The sequence below is a fragment of the Denitromonas ohlonensis genome (genome assembly GCF_007625205.1).
GTDB lineage: Bacteria > Pseudomonadota > Gammaproteobacteria > Burkholderiales > Rhodocyclaceae > Nitrogeniibacter > Nitrogeniibacter ohlonensis.
Genome location: NZ_VMNI01000004.1, coordinates 75525 through 91902 on the forward strand (window position 1 = coordinate 75525; position 16378 = coordinate 91902).

Annotated in this window: 14 protein-coding genes; 6 read left to right on the top strand and 8 right to left on the bottom strand. The window is 66.2% G+C overall.

Features of this window, described 5'->3' with window-relative positions; all coding sequences use genetic code 11:
- The first annotated feature begins 1 nt into the window (after position 1).
- A complete protein-coding gene (locus FHP89_RS04155) occupies positions 2-325 on the top strand; it encodes a hypothetical protein (RefSeq protein WP_222105305.1) in 324 nt (107 codons plus the stop codon).
- A gap of 746 nt (positions 326-1071) precedes the next feature.
- On the opposite strand, the gene FHP89_RS04160 is transcribed toward FHP89_RS04155, so the two are convergent.
- Positions 1072-2151 (bottom strand): calcium:proton antiporter, encoded by a 1080-nt coding sequence (locus FHP89_RS04160; RefSeq protein ID WP_144179191.1) that lies wholly within the window; start codon positions 2149-2151, stop codon positions 1072-1074.
- A gap of 259 nt (positions 2152-2410) precedes the next feature.
- Between FHP89_RS04160 and FHP89_RS04165 the strand changes: the two genes are divergently transcribed.
- The 5 genes from FHP89_RS04165 to FHP89_RS04185 all read left to right on the top strand — a co-directional run bounded on the left by FHP89_RS04165 (position 2411) and on the right by FHP89_RS04185 (position 5706).
- Positions 2411-3325 carry a hypothetical protein gene (locus FHP89_RS04165; RefSeq protein ID WP_144179192.1) on the top strand — a complete coding sequence of 305 codons (915 nt, stop codon included), beginning with the start codon at positions 2411-2413 and terminating at the stop codon, positions 3323-3325.
- Positions 3326-3328: 3 nt separating this feature from the next.
- Positions 3329-4033 (top strand): AzlC family ABC transporter permease, encoded by a 705-nt coding sequence (locus FHP89_RS04170; RefSeq protein WP_144179193.1) that lies wholly within the window; start codon positions 3329-3331, stop codon positions 4031-4033.
- A complete protein-coding gene (locus FHP89_RS04175) occupies positions 4030-4356 on the top strand; it encodes an AzlD domain-containing protein (RefSeq protein ID WP_144179194.1) in 327 nt (108 codons plus the stop codon). The genes FHP89_RS04170 and FHP89_RS04175 overlap by 4 nt, the downstream gene beginning before the upstream one ends.
- A 340-nt stretch (positions 4357-4696) precedes the next feature.
- Positions 4697-5137: a GAF domain-containing protein gene (locus tag FHP89_RS04180; RefSeq protein ID WP_186300367.1), complete on the top strand. Its 441-nt coding sequence runs from the start codon at positions 4697-4699 to the stop codon at positions 5135-5137.
- Positions 5138-5145: 8 nt separating this feature from the next.
- Positions 5146-5706 carry a sensor histidine kinase gene (locus FHP89_RS04185; protein ID WP_144179196.1) on the top strand — a complete coding sequence of 187 codons (561 nt, stop codon included), beginning with the start codon at positions 5146-5148 and terminating at the stop codon, positions 5704-5706.
- Here FHP89_RS04185 and FHP89_RS21140 read toward each other — a convergent pair.
- From FHP89_RS21140 to ybiB, 7 genes are all read right to left on the bottom strand, one after another.
- Positions 5703-7523: an ATP-binding protein gene (locus FHP89_RS21140; RefSeq protein ID WP_144179306.1), complete on the bottom strand. Its 1821-nt coding sequence runs from the start codon at positions 7521-7523 to the stop codon at positions 5703-5705. The two genes, FHP89_RS04185 and FHP89_RS21140, sit on opposite strands and share 4 nt — an antisense overlap.
- A complete protein-coding gene (locus FHP89_RS04195) occupies positions 7516-8355 on the bottom strand; it encodes an HDOD domain-containing protein (protein WP_144179197.1) in 840 nt (279 codons plus the stop codon). The genes FHP89_RS21140 and FHP89_RS04195 overlap by 8 nt, the downstream gene beginning before the upstream one ends.
- 3 nt (positions 8356-8358) lie before the next feature.
- Positions 8359-9159, bottom strand: coding sequence for a response regulator (locus FHP89_RS04200; RefSeq protein WP_144179198.1), 801 nt, complete (start codon positions 9157-9159; stop codon positions 8359-8361).
- Positions 9156-10481, bottom strand: a complete 1326-nt coding sequence (locus FHP89_RS04205; protein ID WP_144179199.1) for an HD domain-containing phosphohydrolase — start codon at positions 10479-10481, stop codon at positions 9156-9158. The genes FHP89_RS04200 and FHP89_RS04205 overlap by 4 nt, the downstream gene beginning before the upstream one ends.
- 163 nt (positions 10482-10644) lie before the next feature.
- The gene (locus FHP89_RS04210; RefSeq protein ID WP_144179200.1) at positions 10645-12474 is read right to left on the bottom strand and encodes a monovalent cation:proton antiporter-2 (CPA2) family protein; all 1830 of its coding nucleotides are present in this window, start codon (positions 12472-12474) and stop codon (positions 10645-10647) included.
- Between the two features lie 136 nt (positions 12475-12610).
- Entirely contained in the window at positions 12611-15319 is a 2709-nt protein-coding gene (locus tag FHP89_RS04215) for a nitrate reductase (protein WP_144179201.1), read from the bottom strand.
- Positions 15320-15446: 127 nt separating this feature from the next.
- On the bottom strand, positions 15447-16367 hold the full coding sequence (ybiB, locus tag FHP89_RS04220) for a DNA-binding protein YbiB (RefSeq protein WP_144179202.1): 921 nt from the start codon (positions 16365-16367) through the stop codon (positions 15447-15449).
- Positions 16368-16378: the final 11 nt, after the last annotated feature.

Sequence of the window (16378 nt, forward strand, 5' to 3'; positions counted from 1 at the left end):
CATGAAATCGTTCTGCGGGATGCTGGTGTTGGCGGCGGCGCTGGCCGCGGCCCCGGTCTACGCCCAAGAGGCCGGCTCGGTCACGGGTGACAAGGCCACCGACATGGCGGTCGATCTCGTGGTGGTGCGACCCCTCGGCTTTGTCGGCGCGGTGATCGGCACGGTCGGCTTCGTGCTGGCCCTGCCTTTCACTGTGCCCAGCGGCTCGGTGGGTGAAACCGCCGAAGCGTGGATCGGCGAGCCGCTGGAGTACACCTTCAACCGGCCGCTGGGCAATTTCGACCAGTGCGGGGCGGATCGGCATCCCTGCGGGAATTCGCCGTAACGGGATGAGGGGTTGCGCCACGCCTCGATCGGGCTCGGTCAGGTTGTGCGTTGCCGTTCTTGGGGCGGTGTTGCCTTCGGTGGCCGGACGTTGGCCGGGTCTCGCCCCGGCGGGCGACTCCCTTTCTTGCACGCGCAAGAAAGGAAGCAAAGAAAGCGCCCCACTGTGCCGCCGGCTTCGCCGGTGCCCTCTCTACGCCCGACGCCGGCGGGTCGTGTCGCAAACTCGCCCTGCTGGCTCAGACAGCGACACGACAATTCCCGCCGTCCCCGGGCTCCGTTCGGCGGCACAGAAGGGGAGGGGCATGCGGGCTCGGCTTCGCCGTTGCCCGCTCGGGCGGCGTAGCGTAGGGCGGGTTTCAACCCGCCGTAGGTACTCGTTCGCAAATCATTGGCGGATTTAAATCCGCCCCACGAAACCCTCAATTTGCTTTGGCGTGGCCGGCTGGCACCTCATTCCCCTCTGTCGTGCCGAGCGCAGCAAGTGCGGGGCGGAAAAAGCGGCTTCGCTGTTTGAGTCCGAAGGGCGAGTTTGCGAAGTCGCCCGCCCCGTGCTTGCGGAGGGAGGGAAGCCCGAAGGGCCACGACAGTGGGGCGTGCTTCTTTGCTTACCTTTCTTGCACGAGCAAGAAAGTAAGTCGCCCGCCGGGGCGAAACCCGGCCAACGTCCCCTTCCCGAAGCCACGCCCCGCGGAATCGGGCAAAGCGCACCCCAGCGCCGCCCGGATGCCGCAAGCCGCGTCGCGTCTACAGCAGGCCGATCGCCACCAGCCCGGCAAAGGCAAAGAACAGCGCCAGGTGGCTGACCCCTTCGATGGCGTTGGTTTCGCCATTGTGCAGGTTGTTCATGACGGCGAGCATGGTCAGCAGCAGCATGCCGCCCTGCATCGGGGTCAGCGCCATGACGATGCGGTCGTCGGTGAGCAGGGCGATGCCCTCGATCACCGGCAAGGTCAGCAGCACCGTGGCGAGCGAGGCGCCGAGGGCGATGTTGACCGTGGTCTGCATGCGGTTGGCCGCGGCGGCGCGGGCGGCGGTGAGGATCTCCGGGCTGGCCGAGAGCAGGGCCACCAGCACGGCGGGCAGGCTCTTGGGCAGGTCGCTGCCGGCCAGGCCGGCGTCGAGCAGTACGGAGAGCACTTCGGACAGCAGGCCGACCAGGACGATGGCGCCAACCATGATCGCCACATGCAGCCACGAGGGGCTGTGCGCGGTGTCGTGGGCCTCTTCATCCACCGCGGCGACATGTTCGAAGAAGGTGCGGTGCTCGACGGTCTGCAGGCGCAGGAAGGCGGCGTACATCAGCACCATGGTGCCGACACTGAACAACGAATAGGCCTTCCAGTGTTCGTCGGGCACGAAGTCGGGGATGAACATGCCGATGCCGATGGCGACGATCAGCATGGCCATGAAGGAGTTGGCCGAGTCGAGGTTGTAGCGCGTGGTGCCGTGCTTGAGGCCGCCGATGATGGCGGCAATGCCCAGGATGCCGTTGATGTCGAGCATCAGCGCGGCGAACACGGTGTCGCGCGCCAGCGTGGGGTTGGGGGCGCCTTGCAGCAGCACGACGAGGATGACCACCTCGACCGACACCGCGGCGATGGTCAGAATCAGCGTGCCGTAGGGCTCGCCCCAGCGCACTGCCAGCACCTCGGCGTGGTGGCTGATGCGGAAGGCGACGCCGATGATGGCGGCGAGGATGAGTCCGAGCAATCCCCACAGCATGAAGCCACCGTGCTCGACGGCACCATGTTCGAGGGCGATGCCGATGGCGAGGACGGCGCCGGCAACAAAGATGGGGGTTTCGGCCTTGAGGGCGAGTCGCATGGCAATGGGATGTCGGGCAGAAAGGAGTTCGATTGTGCCTTGCCACCGCGCATGAAACCACCCGCAACATGTGACGATTCGCGAATTCTCGGCCGGTGCGTGTTTTGTGCGCGGGCTGCGGTGGAGGGCATGTCGCTTAAAAAATCAAGACCCAATGCGAGGCCGAAGGCGACATCGGCGTCGCGGGGCAAAGCGCTGGTGGGTGGTTAAAATGCTGCGATGATGCCGGTTCGTGTCGGCGAGACGAGGAGAGTGGTTTGTGATTACGCGAGTGGTGTGTCGGGGAGACAAGATCGAGGCCGTGGGGCCGACGATCGAGATCGTGCTCAAGGAACTGGCGCGGCGCATTTGCGAGCGCGACAGCGCGCTGGATGGCGTGCTTGAGCAGATCGTGGTGGCCGATGACCTTCCCGCGGCGCTGGTGTCGCTGGGCGAAGCGCCCGCGCCGGCGGGGGCGATCGTGCCGACTGTCGCCCGCACGCTTTACCTCGATGCCGGCCCGGTGCTGGTGCTCGAAGGCGCGCAGGTGGTGGCGGCGCTGGGCAGTGAGGTGGATGCCATGGCGCGCTTTGTTCATTTGCTGCACGGCGAACTGTGGCGCGTGCGGCTGCATCTGGACGCACTGGCGGCAGGCCAGGCGGGCTTGGGCGCCTGGCGCGATTCGGTGTTCGACAGCCAGCTGCGGCCGGTGGTGGAGGCCATGCGCGGCGAGTACGCGGTGAGTCGGCGCACGGTCTGGTCCTTGCCCAACGATGCCGATCTGATGCTCAAGCATTTGCTCGATGTGATCGACGCCTTGCCGGCGGCCACGGCCGAGGACCTGGCGACCGGCGCTGCCGATCTGGATGGTCTGTTTGTGCGCAGCCTGGGGCGTATTGCGCATCTGCTGCAGACGGCGGCGCATGTGCAGGGCTATCTCGCCGGGCTGGTGCGGCCGGTGGCGTCCATCAGTCCCGAGATGGCGGCGGCGATCGAGGCGAGCTTTTTTGGCCCGCATTGGGTCGCGCTCGGGCGTCAGCTCGATGCGCTGTTCCATGCCAGCGCGCCGTCGGCGATCGAAGCGGCACGCAGCGAGATTCAGCACACGCTGCTGGCGGTGTTCGGCAGCCTAGGCCTGCAACTGCGCCGCGCCGAAGATGGCGGCGTGTGGCTGGCGCCGGGCGTGGCGGGCTAAGGCATGAATCGCCGCTTTCTGGCCGGCGCCCGGTCCGGGTTCCGCATCTTTCTGCCGCTGTCGATCGGCCTGATTCCGTGGGCGTTGGTCACCGGCGTGGCGCTGACCTCGGCCGGGCTGAGCGTGGTCGAGGCCATGGGCATGAACCTGATGGTCTATGCCGGCGTGGCCCAGATTGCCACCTTGCCGCTGATTGTGGCCGGGGCGCCGCTGTGGCTGATCGGGTTGACGGCGCTGGCGCTCAACCTGCGCTTTCTGATTTTCAGCGCCGCCATTGCCAAGGGTTTCCACGACGTGCCGCTCAAGCTCCGCATTCCGTCGGGCTATCTGCTGATCGACGGGGTGTTTGCGGTGTGTACCGAACGCATGCTGTCGGTGCGCGACCGGCATTGGCGCTTCGGCTATTTTCTGGGGCCGTCGCTGTGGGGCTGGGGCCTGTGGCAGTGCTTTGTGCTGACCGGTGTGCTGGGGGCGGGTGCCTTGCCGCAGGACTGGTCGCTGGAGTTCATGGCGACCATCGCGCTGATGGTGATTCTGGTGCCCTTGTCAAAGAACCGGGCCATGTTGGTGGCCGCGCTGGTGGGGGGCGTGTCTTCGGTGCTGTTGCGCGGCATGCCACTCAAGCTGGGCGTGATCGTGGCGATCGTGATCGGCATTATTGCCGGTTTTGTGGCCGGCCGAGTGCTGCCTGAGCGCAAGGAGGCATGATGGACGGTATCTGGTTGTGGATCAGTTTTGCCCTGGTGTCGATGGCGACCCATCTCCCGCGCGGCAGTTTCATCGTGCTCGGGCAGCGGGCGAGCCTGCCGCCGGCGGTGCAGGGCGCGCTGCGCTATGCGCCGGCTGCGGCGCTGGCGGCAATCGTGGCACCCAGTGTTTTTGTGGTGGACGGCGCGGTGCAGCCCTTCAACCCCAAGTTCGCCGCGGCGGTGGTGGTATTGATGATCGCGCTGCGCTGGAAGAACCCGTGGTTGCCGTTCATCATCGGCATGGGCGTGCTGCTTGGCTTGCGCAAGGGGTTGGGGTTCTGAGGCGCGCAGAGCTGCGACACCTTGTCCGGGCCACCGCTTACGGCTCGTGAGCAGTGCCAATCGGCGCAACAATCGGGGCGAAGTTACCCTAACGTCGAGCGTCTAGGCTGGCGCATGTTCGCTGCCCAGAGGGGAGTCCGGCCATGCAGTCCGCTACTCTGCCTGCCAACGAGGCTCATCGACGCTGGGCGCTACGCCAATACGATGTGCTCGATTCGGCGCGAGAGGCGCTGTTCGACGAGGTGACCTCGTTGGCTGCGTGTGTGCGAGGCGCCGATTGCGCTGATCTCTTTGATCGATACCTCGCAAGTGGTTCAAGGCCTGTGTGGGGCTGGAGGCCTTGGAGACGGCGCGTAGCGTTTCGTTTTGCGCGCACGCCATTCTCCAGCCGGGTGTTTTCATTGTTCCCGACACGCTGGCCGCCCCGCGTTTTGCTGACAACCCGCTGGTCATCAGGCCGCCGAATATCCGCTTCTATGCGGGGACGCCCTTGTTCACCGCCGAGGGCCATGGCCTCGGGACCTTGTGCGTGATCGACACCAAGCCGCGCGAGCTCAGCGAGATGCAGAAAGATGCGCTGCAGTTGATGCGCAACCCTGCGCTCAGATTGTTTGACGTCCGCCTCAAGACGCGTGAGCTGGCGGAGCTCAACCAGGCGCTCGATGCCTACAGTTATGCCGTGTCGCACGACCTGCGGGCGCCGGTGCGCACGGTGGCGGGTTTCAGCCATTTGCTGCGTGTCGAGCACGGCGAAAAGTCGACGAAGACGGTCTCGAGCTGATCTCCGACGTGGAAGACGCGGCCAAGCGTATGGCGCGGCTGATTGATGATTTGCTGTATCTGTCGCGCGCCGTGCGCGCGCCGATCTCCAAGGCGTCAGTCAATTTGTCCGCGCTGGCGGATGAGTCCGTCGCGCGTTGCCGGCGCGACAATCTGGACTCGGCACTGACCGTGAGCACTCAGCCCGACATGCGCGTCCGGGGCGATCCGCGTCTGATCCGGCTGGCGCTCGACAACCTGATCGGCAACGCCTGGAAGTTCAGCGCCAACGCGGGTACGCCGCGCATCGACATCGGCAGCGAAACCACCGGCGACGGCACGCGCTTTTTCGTCCGGGATAACGGCGTGGGATTTGACATGCTTTACGCGGGCAAGCGGTTTGAGCCCTTCTCGCGGCTGCATTCGGCTGAGACCTATCCCGGCACGGGCATCGGATTGGTGACCGTGAAGCGGGTCATCGAGCGTCATGGTGGAAAGGTCTGGGTTGAGGCCGAGGTCCAGCGCGGCGCTTGTTTCTACGTCACCTTGCAGGTGGATTCGCCGCAAGAAGGCGGCGAACATGCGGATTAGTCCGCCGCTGGCGTGCGCTCGGCATCCGGCTGCTGGATGGGCAAGGTGACGTGAAAGGTCGTCCCTTCGCCGGGCGTGGAGTCGATGTCGATGCGGCCGTGGTGATTCTGAACGATACCGTAAGACAGTGACAGTCCCAGCCCGGTGCCCTTGCCGACCCCCTTGGTGGTGAAAAAAGGCTCGAAGATGCGCGCCTTGACGGCCTCCGGGATGCCGCAGCCGGTGTCGGCAATGCTGACCCGCACATGCTCGGCGTCGGGCTGCGAGGTGGTGATCGTGATGGTGCCCGGCGCTTCGATGGCATGGGCAGCATTGACCAGCAGGTTCATGAACACCTGGTTGAGCTGCGAGGGCATGCACTGAATGGCCGGGATCTCGGCGTAGTGGCGCGCCACGCTGGCCTTGTATTTGACCTCGTTGTTCACCACGTTCAGGGTGCTTTCGATACCCTTGACGATATTGGCCCACACCCATTCCTGGGTTTGATCGGCATGCGAGAAGTCTTTCAGGTCGGCGACGATCTTGCGTACGCGTGAGGCGCCTTCCTCGCTCTCGCGCAGCAGCGCCGGCAGGTCTTCCTTGAGGAAATCAAAGTCGACTTCCTGCTTGAGCTTTTGCACGGCGAGCAGCGCGGGGTCGTCGGGCGCGCGACCCGCTTCGAGCGCCTCGAAGCTGTCGAACAGGCGAAGCAGATCATCGAGATAGCCGCCCAGGCTGGTGATGTTGGAGAGCACATAGCCGATCGGATTGTTGATTTCGTGCGCCACGCCAGCGGCGAGCTGACCGATGGAGGCCAGCTTTTCGGACTGCACGAGCTGTTCCTGCGCATCGTGAAGCTGGCAGTTGAGCTCGGTGAGTTCGATATAGCGCTTGAGTAGCTCCTGCTCGGCGGTCTCGCGCTGGTCGATGTCTTCGGCGAGCCGGGCATTGGCCTCGGCGAGCTCACGGGTGCGGTCCGCGACGATCGCTTCAAGGCGTTCGTTGGTCAGGGCCAACGCGTTTTCGGCGGTCTTGCGCTCGGTAATGTCTTGCAGGGTTTCGATGGCGCCGATGATGCTGCCGTCGGCGCCACGCAGGGGCGCGGCCAGGAAGTAGATCCAGCGGCCGGATTCGCCGAGGCTGGGATAGAAGCCCTCGGCTTCGATTGCGTCGGGCGTGTGGGTCGAGCGCTGCCAGCTGCCGGGGTAGAGGCGTTCGAGCGTGTCGGCGTCGGCATGGTCGAGGATCATGTCAGCCATGACCGGGCGGGGGGCATCGAAGAAGGCGCGCCAGGGGTCGCGGGTGCCAATCAGGCGCGGGGCTGTGATGCCGGAAATGCGCTCGCAGGCCATATTCCAGTGAGTGACGCGATGCTCGGTGTCGAGGATGAAGGCGGCAATGGGCAGCTCGCGGATGATCTGATCGAGCACGGCGCGTGTCGATGGGTCGTGTGTCGGCGCGGCGTTGGTACGCTCGATGAAGACATGCAGCACCTGCGGTCCGGCCGCGTCTTCGAGCCGGCGCGCGCGAACTTCAAAGTGGCGTACAGCACACGGGGGCTGGCCGGTGGTGATGTCAACCGGTGCCGCGTCGCGACCCGCCAGGCAGGCTTCGCCTTGCTGGCGCAGTCGCTCGGCGCTGTTGGCATCGTCGAGCGCATGAAAGGGACGGTCATACAAGGCAGAGAGCGTGCAGCCCAATTGCTCGGCCAGTGTGGCGTCGGCCCATACGGGGTGCTCGCCCCGGTGCAGCAAGGTGCCATGGCCGGCCAGCGCGAGGGCGTCGCACCAGAGCTCGGTCGGCGGCGATGGGCGGAGGGCGGCGACCCCGTCAGGCATCGGCTTCAAGCACGTTCGCCAAGGCGTCGGCCTCGGCGATCACCGCCGCCAGCGCGGCGGTGTCGGGTAGAGGCGTGTCGCCCATTGCGCAGGCAATCCACGGCGCCAGGGTGGCCGGAGGGAAGTCTTCCGTGCCGTCGAGCGGGATGTCTGCCAGCTGGTCGGCCAGGCCAATCAAAGCGCACAGGGGCGGCAAGGTGTCAGGCGGCTGGTGGTGACGGCCGGCCGCTTCGCACAGGGCCTCGGGAAACTTCCAGTGACGCAACAGGATCTGCCCGGCCTCTGCGTGGTCGGTGCCAAAGGCGGCGCGCTCGGCGATGGTGTCGCTATGCAGAATCCAGTCGCTTGTCGTGCCGTGTTCTGGCGTTTGGACGGGCTCGGTCTGGGCCAGCAAGATTTTTCCGACGTCGTGGAGAATGCCGGCCGTGAAGGCTTCTTCGCCTGCCGATCCGGTTTTTTCGGCCAGCAGCCGGGCGAGCATGGCGCAGCGGGTGCTGTGCCGTAACAAATGCCCCATCGATGCGCGCAGCGCGGGCGGCAGGTGCATCAGCTGGGCTGAACCGACCGCCAGTGCCAGCATGCGCAGCGCCCGGAAGCCGAGGATGGCGATCGCATCGTGGACCGTGGAAATACGCTTGCTGAGGCCGTAGAACGGCGAATTGGCGACTTTGAGCGTACGCAAGCTGAGTGTCAGGTCGGACGCGATGGTGTCGGCAATGCTGCGGGCGTCGACATCGGTGCGGGAAAACAGCGCCAGCAGGTCGGTCATGACCTTGGGTGGCGGCGGGAGCTGCTCGGCGTTGCGGACGATTTGTTCAGCGCTCAGGGACATGGCTTACGTCCCCTCGTTGGCGGCGCGAAAAGTGCTTGCGTCGAGCAGGGCCAGCAGATAGCCGCGGCTGGTTGAGCGCTGACCGAGCCGGGTTCGAGACACCAGGAGGCGTTTGTCGCCGAGTTGGAGGCTGCCCGCCTCGTTCAGCAGTTCGGCCGGCAGGTTCTCGCGGGCGGCCATTCCCAGACCGACGGGATAGCCCTCGAGTTGAGCGACCGCGGTGCTGTTGCAAAAGGCGATGACGCCTTCGTCGTCGACGCCGATCACACCGACGGGCAATGCCTCTAGCGCTTCATGGAATACACCGAGGGCCTCCGAGCGGATCTGAACCTGATCCGAGCGTTCGGCCAGCAGTTCCTGAAGTTGGGTGTTCTTGACTTCAAGTTCCTGTGTCAGTCGACGGTTTTCATCGGCCATGCGGCGGCGCGCGAAGGCTTCAGCGATATTCGCCTTGAGATGGGCGTCGTCCCACGGTTTGCATAGAAATTTGTAGATGGCCCCGTCGTTGATGGCCGAGGTGACGGCCTGCAACTCGGTGTAGCCGGACAGCACGATGCGAACGCATTCGGGCTGCATGTCTTTGGCGATGCGCAGCAAGTCCACCCCGGCCATGCCCGGCATGCGCTGGTCGGACATCACGACTTCGACAGTTTCTGCCTTGAGCAGCTCAATCGCCTCAGCGCCGCTGTTGGCGGTGAGGATGCGATACCCCTCCGTGCGCAGCAGCCGGCGCAGCGCGGACAGGATGTTCTGCTCGTCGTCGACCAGCAGGAGCGTGGGTTGATGCGTGTCGACTTCAGTCATGTGGATGCTCCCCGCGGGCTGTCCTCGACCTGCACGGTGATGTTGCGGCTGCTGGAAGTCTCCAGGCGGCGCAATTGAATGATCGTATCTTCGTCGCAAACATGCCCTTTGGGCAACAGCAGGTAGCCATCGGGATGCAGTAGATCTTGCACCAGGCGCATGCCCTGCTTGAGCATGCCCGGGCGCAGGCTGATACCGTCGGCGGGTCGGCCGCTGGCCTCAGACACCATGCGGACGAAGGTGTTGGCCAGTTCGGGGTTGTAGCGTTTGCCGGCGTTTTGCGAGATGTAGACCAGTGCTTCGCGTGCGGGCAGCGGGCGGGCCGTCAGATGGCCTTGCATGAGGCCGTCGTAGTCATTGGCGATGGCCAGAATCTGCGCGCCGAGCGGAATGGCCAGGCCGGTGAGCTTGTCCGGAAAGCCCGTGCCGTCCCACATCTCATGATGGTGGCGCACCAGCTTGCAGACCGCCTTGAGCTGACTGACCGCGGTCAACGCGGCTTCTCCGCGCTCGGCGTGGCGGATGTAGAGGCTGCGCTCTTCGGGCTTGAAGGTGTTGTAGGGCTTGCCGAGCAGATCGTCGGGCAGGCCGATCTTGCCGATGTCGTGGAGCAGGCCGGCGAGCATGATGTTTTGCGTGGCGGCATCGTCCAGGCCAGACGCTTTCGCCAGCTGGCGGGCGTGCTGTGCGACCCGGCGGCTGTGTCCGGCCATGTGCCCGCTGCGCATCTCGACCAGATCGCTGAAAACCCGGACCGTGGTGAGGAAGTTCTGTTTGAGCGATTCGTTAGCTTCCTTGATCTTGCCAATCGCGGTTTGCAGGTCGCGGGTGCGCGCCAGCACACGGGCCTCCAACTCGGTGTTCATGTTCTTGAGCTTGGCGTTCTGGTCGGCGGTGAGCGCATGCAGGCGGGTCACTTCGGCCTGCAAGCGGCCGCGATTGACCGCGTCTTTGACCGTGGTCAGGATCTCGTGGTCTTTCCAGGGCTTGTTCAGATAGCGCGAGATGCCGCCATCGTTGACCGCCGAAACGGTCGATTCCATGTCGGCGAAGCCGGTCAGCAAGATGCGTTCAATCTGCGGGTGGCGCTCGCGGACCGCTTTCAAAAAGGCCGCGCCGTCCATTTGCGGCATGCGCATGTCCGAGACGACGACATCCACGGTTTCGGTGTCGAGCAGATTCAGCCCGTCCTGGCCGCTGGGCGCCGTCAGCACGCGAAAGCCGGTGGGGCGGAAGAGGCGTTTGAGCGAGCTCAGGATATTGGGCTCATCGTCTACAAAGAGCACCGTGCCTGGGCTGGCGGTTGTTTCGGTTTGTGTCATCGAGGGTCGTCCGGGAAAGACGTATGTACCTCCCTTACGGACGATGCTGGCGAAACTTGAGGCGATGTCGCGCCGACGATCACCAGTGGTGGCGGGCGGCCTGGCCTCGCCGGGGCATGATGCGCTTGCCGGCGCACCGGCGCACCGGCGCACCGGCGCGTCGCTAGCTGGCCGGGCGCGGCGCGGTGGCGGTGTCCGAGGCCGCATCGTCCGGCGACGGACTCTCCGGCAGCGCGTCTCCGAGTTCCTGTTCGAGGATCAGGCTGAGTTCTTCGGTGGCCTCACGAGCGCTTTGAATCAGCTGGTGTTCGTCATGGTAAAGCGCCTGTTCGCGCTTGAGCAGCTCGCCGTCGTGCTCGGCGAAGCGGTCGACAATCTGCTGCGATTTTTCGGGTGTTTTGCCGAGCACCTCGAAGATCATGCGCGTCATGTCGAGGCTGGAGCGGAAGGTCTCGCGCATCAGCAACTCGACCCCCAGATCCATCAGCCGGTAGGCATGAAAGCGGTTGCGGGCGCGGGCGACGATGGTGACCTGCGGGAAATGCTTGCGCACCATCTCGGCGCAGCGCAGCGAGGTCTCGATGTCGTCGATGGCCAGCACGAAGACTTTGGCGTCCTCGATGCGCGCGGCATGCAAGACTTCAAGGTGCGCGGCGTTGCCGTAGTAGGCCTGGATGCCGAAGCGCTTCATGGTCTTGACCTCTTCGTGGTCAATGTCCAGCGCGGTGAAGGGCACGTTGCGGGCCAGCAGCACGCGCCCGACGATCTGGCCGACACGGCCGAAGCCGGCCATCACCACCGGGTTGGGCAGGTCGGGCATCTCTTCGGCCTCAGGTTCCGTGGTCGCGGTGGCGGCCGCTTCGCGGGCATTGAGGCGATCGGCCAGGATGAACAGCAGCGGCGCGGTGGCCATCGAGAGCGCAACAGACAGATTCAGCTGCGCGACGACTTCCGGCGCCAGCAGCTGGTTGGCCTGCGCGACGCCAAACAGCACAAAGGCGAATTCGCCGCACTGCGCCAGCGCCAGCGCCTGCATGCGCGACACCTGTTTGCTGCCGCGGGCCAGCCGGCGCAGCCCATACATGCCGCCGCCCTTGACCAGGATCAGCGCGATGGTGAGCCCCAGCACATTGATCGGATGTTCGACGATCATGCCCAGGTTGATGGTCATGCCGACGGCGATGAAGAAGAAGCCCATCAGCAGTCCCTGGAAGGGCGCGATCGAGGCTTCGAGCTCATGCCGGAAGTCCGAGTCCGACAGCAGGACGCCGGCCACAAAGGCGCCCAGTGACATCGACAGGCCGCCCAGTTGCAGCAGCAGCGCCAGGCCGAGCGCGGTCGCCAGCGCGGCGGCGGTGAACATTTCGCGGCTGTTGATGCGGGTGACATGGCGAAAGATGGCGTCCAGCACCGGTCGGCCGATCAACACCACCACGGCGAGAAAGCCGAGGCCCACCAGGGGCGAGACATCGCCCTCCGAGCGCGCGGCGCCGAGCAGCGGCAGCAGCGCCAGCAGCGGGATCACCATCAGATCCTGAAACAGCAGGATGGCGAAGGTTTCGCGCCCGTAGCGGCTGTGCAGTTCGTGACGCTCGCCCAGCGTGGGCAGCACGAAGGCGGTGGAGGACAGCGCCAGGGTGAGGCCGATCATGATGGCGATGGGCCAGTCAAAACCGAGCAGCCAGGCGCCGGCGATCAGGAAGCTTCCCACGCCAAAAAACTGCAGGCCGCCCAGGCCGAACACCGGTTTGCGCAGCGCCCACAGACGCGAGGGCTGAAGCTCCAGGCCGATGATGAATAGCAGCAGCACCACACCCAGTTCGGCGGTGTGCAGCAGGTTCTCGCCGTCGGTGACGACGCCGAAGCCCGAGGGGCCAATGAGGACGCCGGCGGCAAGGTAGCCAAGGACGGTGCCCAGGCCGGCACGCTTGAACAGGGGGACCAAGAGCACGGCCACAGCCAACAGGGCCGCGAAGGTGGCAACGGATTGCATCGGGGGGTCTCCTTGCGTGCCGCCCTGCGCTGCAGTGGCGCGGGCGATCTTGTGTCCCCCCGCGATGTCGGTGCAGGGCCGGCCGACGGCGGGGCCTTCGATGCCCTGCCGTGGCCTAGTTATATCATTTCCGCCCTCACGACCGTGCGGCGAGTCGCTTCAGCTCGGGCAGACAGGAGCCGCAGTTGGTGCCGCACCGGGTGCGTGTCTGCAGTTGTTCGAGGCTTTCGCCAGCATGGAAAGCGGTGACGATGGCCTCCTCCGACACATCAAAGCAGTTGCACACCACTTTGCCGCGCGCGGGCTGGCCGGCTGGCGGCTGGGTGAGCGGGGCGAGCAGCCAGGGGCGCACCGGGGCGGCGGGCTCGCCGCGCACCATCAGTTCGGTCAGCCACTCGGCGGCGCGGGTCTCGCCCGACAGTCGCACCGCATTGAGAATGTCGTCGTCGACCCGGGCGCGCTTGGCCACATCGCGGTGGGCATCGGCATACACCAGGGTGTGCGCCGGGTCGTCCAGGCCCATGGCGGCGTCGACCGCGTCGAGCAGCGCGGTGTCGGCTTCGTCGGCGCGTGCCTTGAGCACCACCACCGGCACCTCGCGCCCGGCCAGCGTCAGGCTGGCGTAGGGCAGATCCTTCATCTGCGCGCGCAGCGCTTCGAGCACGTCGAAGGCGCTGGTGTCGGTAATCCGGCGCATGGCCATCAGCGCGTGGCCGGCGGCCAGTTTTTCGACCTGTATGGCGGCGTGCTTGAGTTCGGGTTGTTTCGAGGTTGGATCGGTGACGGACGGGGTCAGGGCGTTGATGCCCAGCGTGCCGGCCATGGTGTTGCCGCCCCAGTGCATGGGCAAAAAGCTCTGGCCCTGGCGGACGGTGTCGCTGGCGATGACCTTGAGCACCACGGCACCCTGACGGGAGCGCACGCGCACGATGTCGCCGTCGGCCAGATCGCGCCGCGCCAGATCCTCGGCGTGCATGTGCAGCTGCGGTTCGGGTTCATGGTTGTACAAGCGTGGCACGAGACCGGTGCGGGTCATGCTGTGCCACTGGTCGCGCAGGCGGCCGGTGATCAGGTGAAGCGGGTAGCGCGCGCTCGGGCTCTCGGCAGTGACCACGTAGTCGGTGGCGACAAAGCGCGCCTTGCCGGAGGGCGTGGGGAACACGCCGTCTTCATACAGGCGCACCCGGCCGGCGGTGGCGCCGTCGGGGAAGGGCCATTGCTGCGGGCCGTCGGCGTCGAGTTTGGCGTAGCTCAGGCCGGTGATGTCCAGATCGCGCCCGCGGGTGCTTTCGCGGTGCTCCTGCCAGACCGCTTCCACCGAGTCGAAGCCGAACTGGGCATAGGCCTGCGCGCCCTTGCCGATGCGCGGGCCGAGGCGGTGGGCGAAGTCGCAGGCGATCTCCCAGTCGTGCCGGGCCTCGCCGATCGGCGGCACGGCGGCGTGGGTGCGGCTGATGCGGCGCTCGGAGTTGGTGACCGTGCCGTCCTTTTCGCCCCAGCCGCTCGCTGGCAGCAGCACGTCGGCGTAGGCCGCGGTTTCGGTGTGGCGGTAGGTGTCTTGCACCACCACCAGTTCGGCGGCTTCGAGCGCGGCGTGGACCATGGCCTGGTCGGGCAAGGACTGGGCCGGGTTGGTGGCAGCAATCCACACGGCCTTGATCTCGCCGTTCTTCAGCGCTTCGAAGAGTTCAACCGCCGGTTTGCCCGGTGCCGACGGCACTTCGGGCACACCCCACAGGCGCGCCACTTCGGCGCGGTGGGCGGGGTCACTCATGTCGCGATGGCCGGACATCAGGTTGGCCAGGGCACCGACTTCGCGCCCGCCCATGGCGTTGGGCTGGCCGGTGAGCGAGAAGGGGCCGGCGCCGGGGCGGCCGATCTGGCCGGTGGCCAGGTGCAGGTTGATCAGTGCGGCGTTCTTGTGGGTGCCCGAGGCGTACTGATTGAGGCCCTGGCAGTACATCGACAGCGTGGCCGGGCGGGTGGCAAACCATTCCGCCGCCTGTTCGATGTCCCGCTTGGGCACGCCGCACACGGCCGCGGCCATGGCCGGGGTGTATTCGCGCACCAGACGCTTGAGCGCGTCGAAGCCTTCGGTGTGCTCGGCGATGTAGTCGCGGTTGAGCCAGCCCTCCCACAGCATGACGTGGAGCATGGCGTTGAACAGCGCGATGTCGGTGCCCGGCAAAATCGGCAGGTGCAGGTCGGCGGCTTCGGCGGTGTCGGTGCGGCGCGGGTCGACCACCACCAGTTTCATGTCCGGATTGGCCTCGCGCGCGGCCTCGATGCGCCGGAACACGATGGGGTGGGCAAAGGCGGTGTTGGAGCCGGCGATGAACAGGCAATCGGTGGCGTCGATGTCGGTGTAGCTGCACGGCGGGGCGTCCGCGCCCAGGCTCAGCTTGTAGCCGGCCACTGCGCTGGACATGCACAGGCGCGAGTTGGTGTCGAGGTTGTTGGTGCCGATCAGGCCTTTGGCCAGCTTATTGAAGACGTAGTAGTCCTCGGTCAGCCATTGGCCGGAGCCGTAGAAGGCGACGGCGTCGGGGCCGTGTTCCCGAATGATCGCGGCAAAGCGGTCGGCGACATGATCGAGCGCGGTGGCCCAGTCGGTGGGCTGGCGCGTGGCGCTGCGGTCGGTGCGCAGCTCGGGTGTGTGCGCGCGTTGCGAGCGGGTGTCGGCGGCGACCGTCAGGTGCAGCGTGGCGCCCTTGGTGCACAGCCGGCCGAAGTTGGCCGGGTGGTCGGGGTCGCCGCGCACGCCGGTGATCTGGCCGGCATCGTGTTCGACGATGAGGCCGCAGCCGACGCCGCAGTAACAGCAGGTGGATTTCGTCTCGGACATTGAATCTCCTTTGTCCGGACAGTAGCAACCGCCATGCCATGCCCCGAATAAGGGCTTGGCTTAAATTTGCTCTGAATCAAGATTGCAAATGGTGCGGCGCGCAAAACGCCCGCACCAGTTTGGGGCGTCAGTCGCCGTGCGCGAGCCGGATCAGGGCGTCCACCTGGGTGCGGATCGGTGCCGGCACCGGCGTGGTGCCGTCGAGCATGGCGCGGATCAGTTGCGCATTGCCGGCGACATCGGGCAGGTCGGGCACCTGTGGGTTGGGCGGCGCGCCGCCGCCTTCGCCTTCCATCGTCTCGGCCGCGCCGGTGCCCTTGTAGAGCGCCATGGTCGGGCGGCGTCGCGGGTTGGCGTAGCCCTCGCCTTCGGTGCCGCGCATCAGCATCGCGCAGCCGCCGTCGACTTGCAGGAACTCGTCCATCCGCACCAGATACTCGGGGTGGGTCACCGCCACCACGCGTACGCTGCGCCCCGGCATCGGGTCGAGCAGCTTGGCCAGCGTGTGGCCGCTGTTGCGCACGCCCAGGCGCGGGCGCAGGGCGAGCAGGCGGTCGAGGCCGGGTAGCAGCGCCTCGAGCGAGAGCGCGGCAATCTTGTGTGAGCCCAGCGCGGCGCTGGCGGCCGCGGCGTCGGCGCGCAGCGGGACGTCGAGCGCGGCGAGCAGGTCGAAGGGGCTGACCCGGCTGTCGAAGTCATGCCGGCCCTGAATCAGCACCGGCACGCCCTCGCGCGCCAGCAGCAGCGCGACCAGCGGCATCAGGTTCGGCTGTCGACGGGCGCCGTTGTAGCTGGGCAGCAGCACGCAGCGCGGGCCGTCGGGTAGCGTGAGCGTTGCGTTGCGGGCGTCCATGGCGCGCTTGAAGCCGACCAGCTCGTCGAGCGATTCGCTCTTGATGCGCAGCGACAATATGATCGCGCCCAGTTCCAGATCGGGCACGCGGCCGTCGAGCATGTCGCCAAACAGGCTGGCGGCCTGGTCGACGGTGAGCGGCTTGGCGCCTTTGGCGCCGCGGCCGATTTCCTTGATAAACGGGGCGTAGGTCATGGCGCGGATTA

Excerpts from the sequence above, each read along its gene's own strand:
- FHP89_RS04155 (WP_222105305.1), top strand. The coding sequence starts at position 2 with ATGAAATCGTTCTGCGGGATGCTGGTGTTGGCGGCGGCGCTGGCCGCG.
- FHP89_RS04160 (WP_144179191.1), bottom strand. The coding sequence starts at position 2,151 with ATGCGACTCGCCCTCAAGGCCGAAACCCCCATCTTTGTTGCCGGCGCC.
- FHP89_RS04170 (WP_144179193.1), top strand. The coding sequence starts at position 3,329 with ATGAATCGCCGCTTTCTGGCCGGCGCCCGGTCCGGGTTCCGCATCTTT.
- FHP89_RS04175 (WP_144179194.1), top strand. The coding sequence starts at position 4,030 with ATGATGGACGGTATCTGGTTGTGGATCAGTTTTGCCCTGGTGTCGATG.
- FHP89_RS21140 (WP_144179306.1), bottom strand. The coding sequence starts at position 7,523 with ATGCCTGACGGGGTCGCCGCCCTCCGCCCATCGCCGCCGACCGAGCTC.
- FHP89_RS04195 (WP_144179197.1), bottom strand. The coding sequence starts at position 8,355 with ATGTCCCTGAGCGCTGAACAAATCGTCCGCAACGCCGAGCAGCTCCCG.
- FHP89_RS04200 (WP_144179198.1), bottom strand. The coding sequence starts at position 9,159 with ATGACTGAAGTCGACACGCATCAACCCACGCTCCTGCTGGTCGACGAC.
- FHP89_RS04205 (WP_144179199.1), bottom strand. The coding sequence starts at position 10,481 with ATGACACAAACCGAAACAACCGCCAGCCCAGGCACGGTGCTCTTTGTA.
- FHP89_RS04210 (WP_144179200.1), bottom strand. The coding sequence starts at position 12,474 with ATGCAATCCGTTGCCACCTTCGCGGCCCTGTTGGCTGTGGCCGTGCTC.
- FHP89_RS04215 (WP_144179201.1), bottom strand. The coding sequence starts at position 15,319 with ATGTCCGAGACGAAATCCACCTGCTGTTACTGCGGCGTCGGCTGCGGC.
- ybiB (WP_144179202.1), bottom strand. The coding sequence starts at position 16,367 with ATGACCTACGCCCCGTTTATCAAGGAAATCGGCCGCGGCGCCAAAGGC.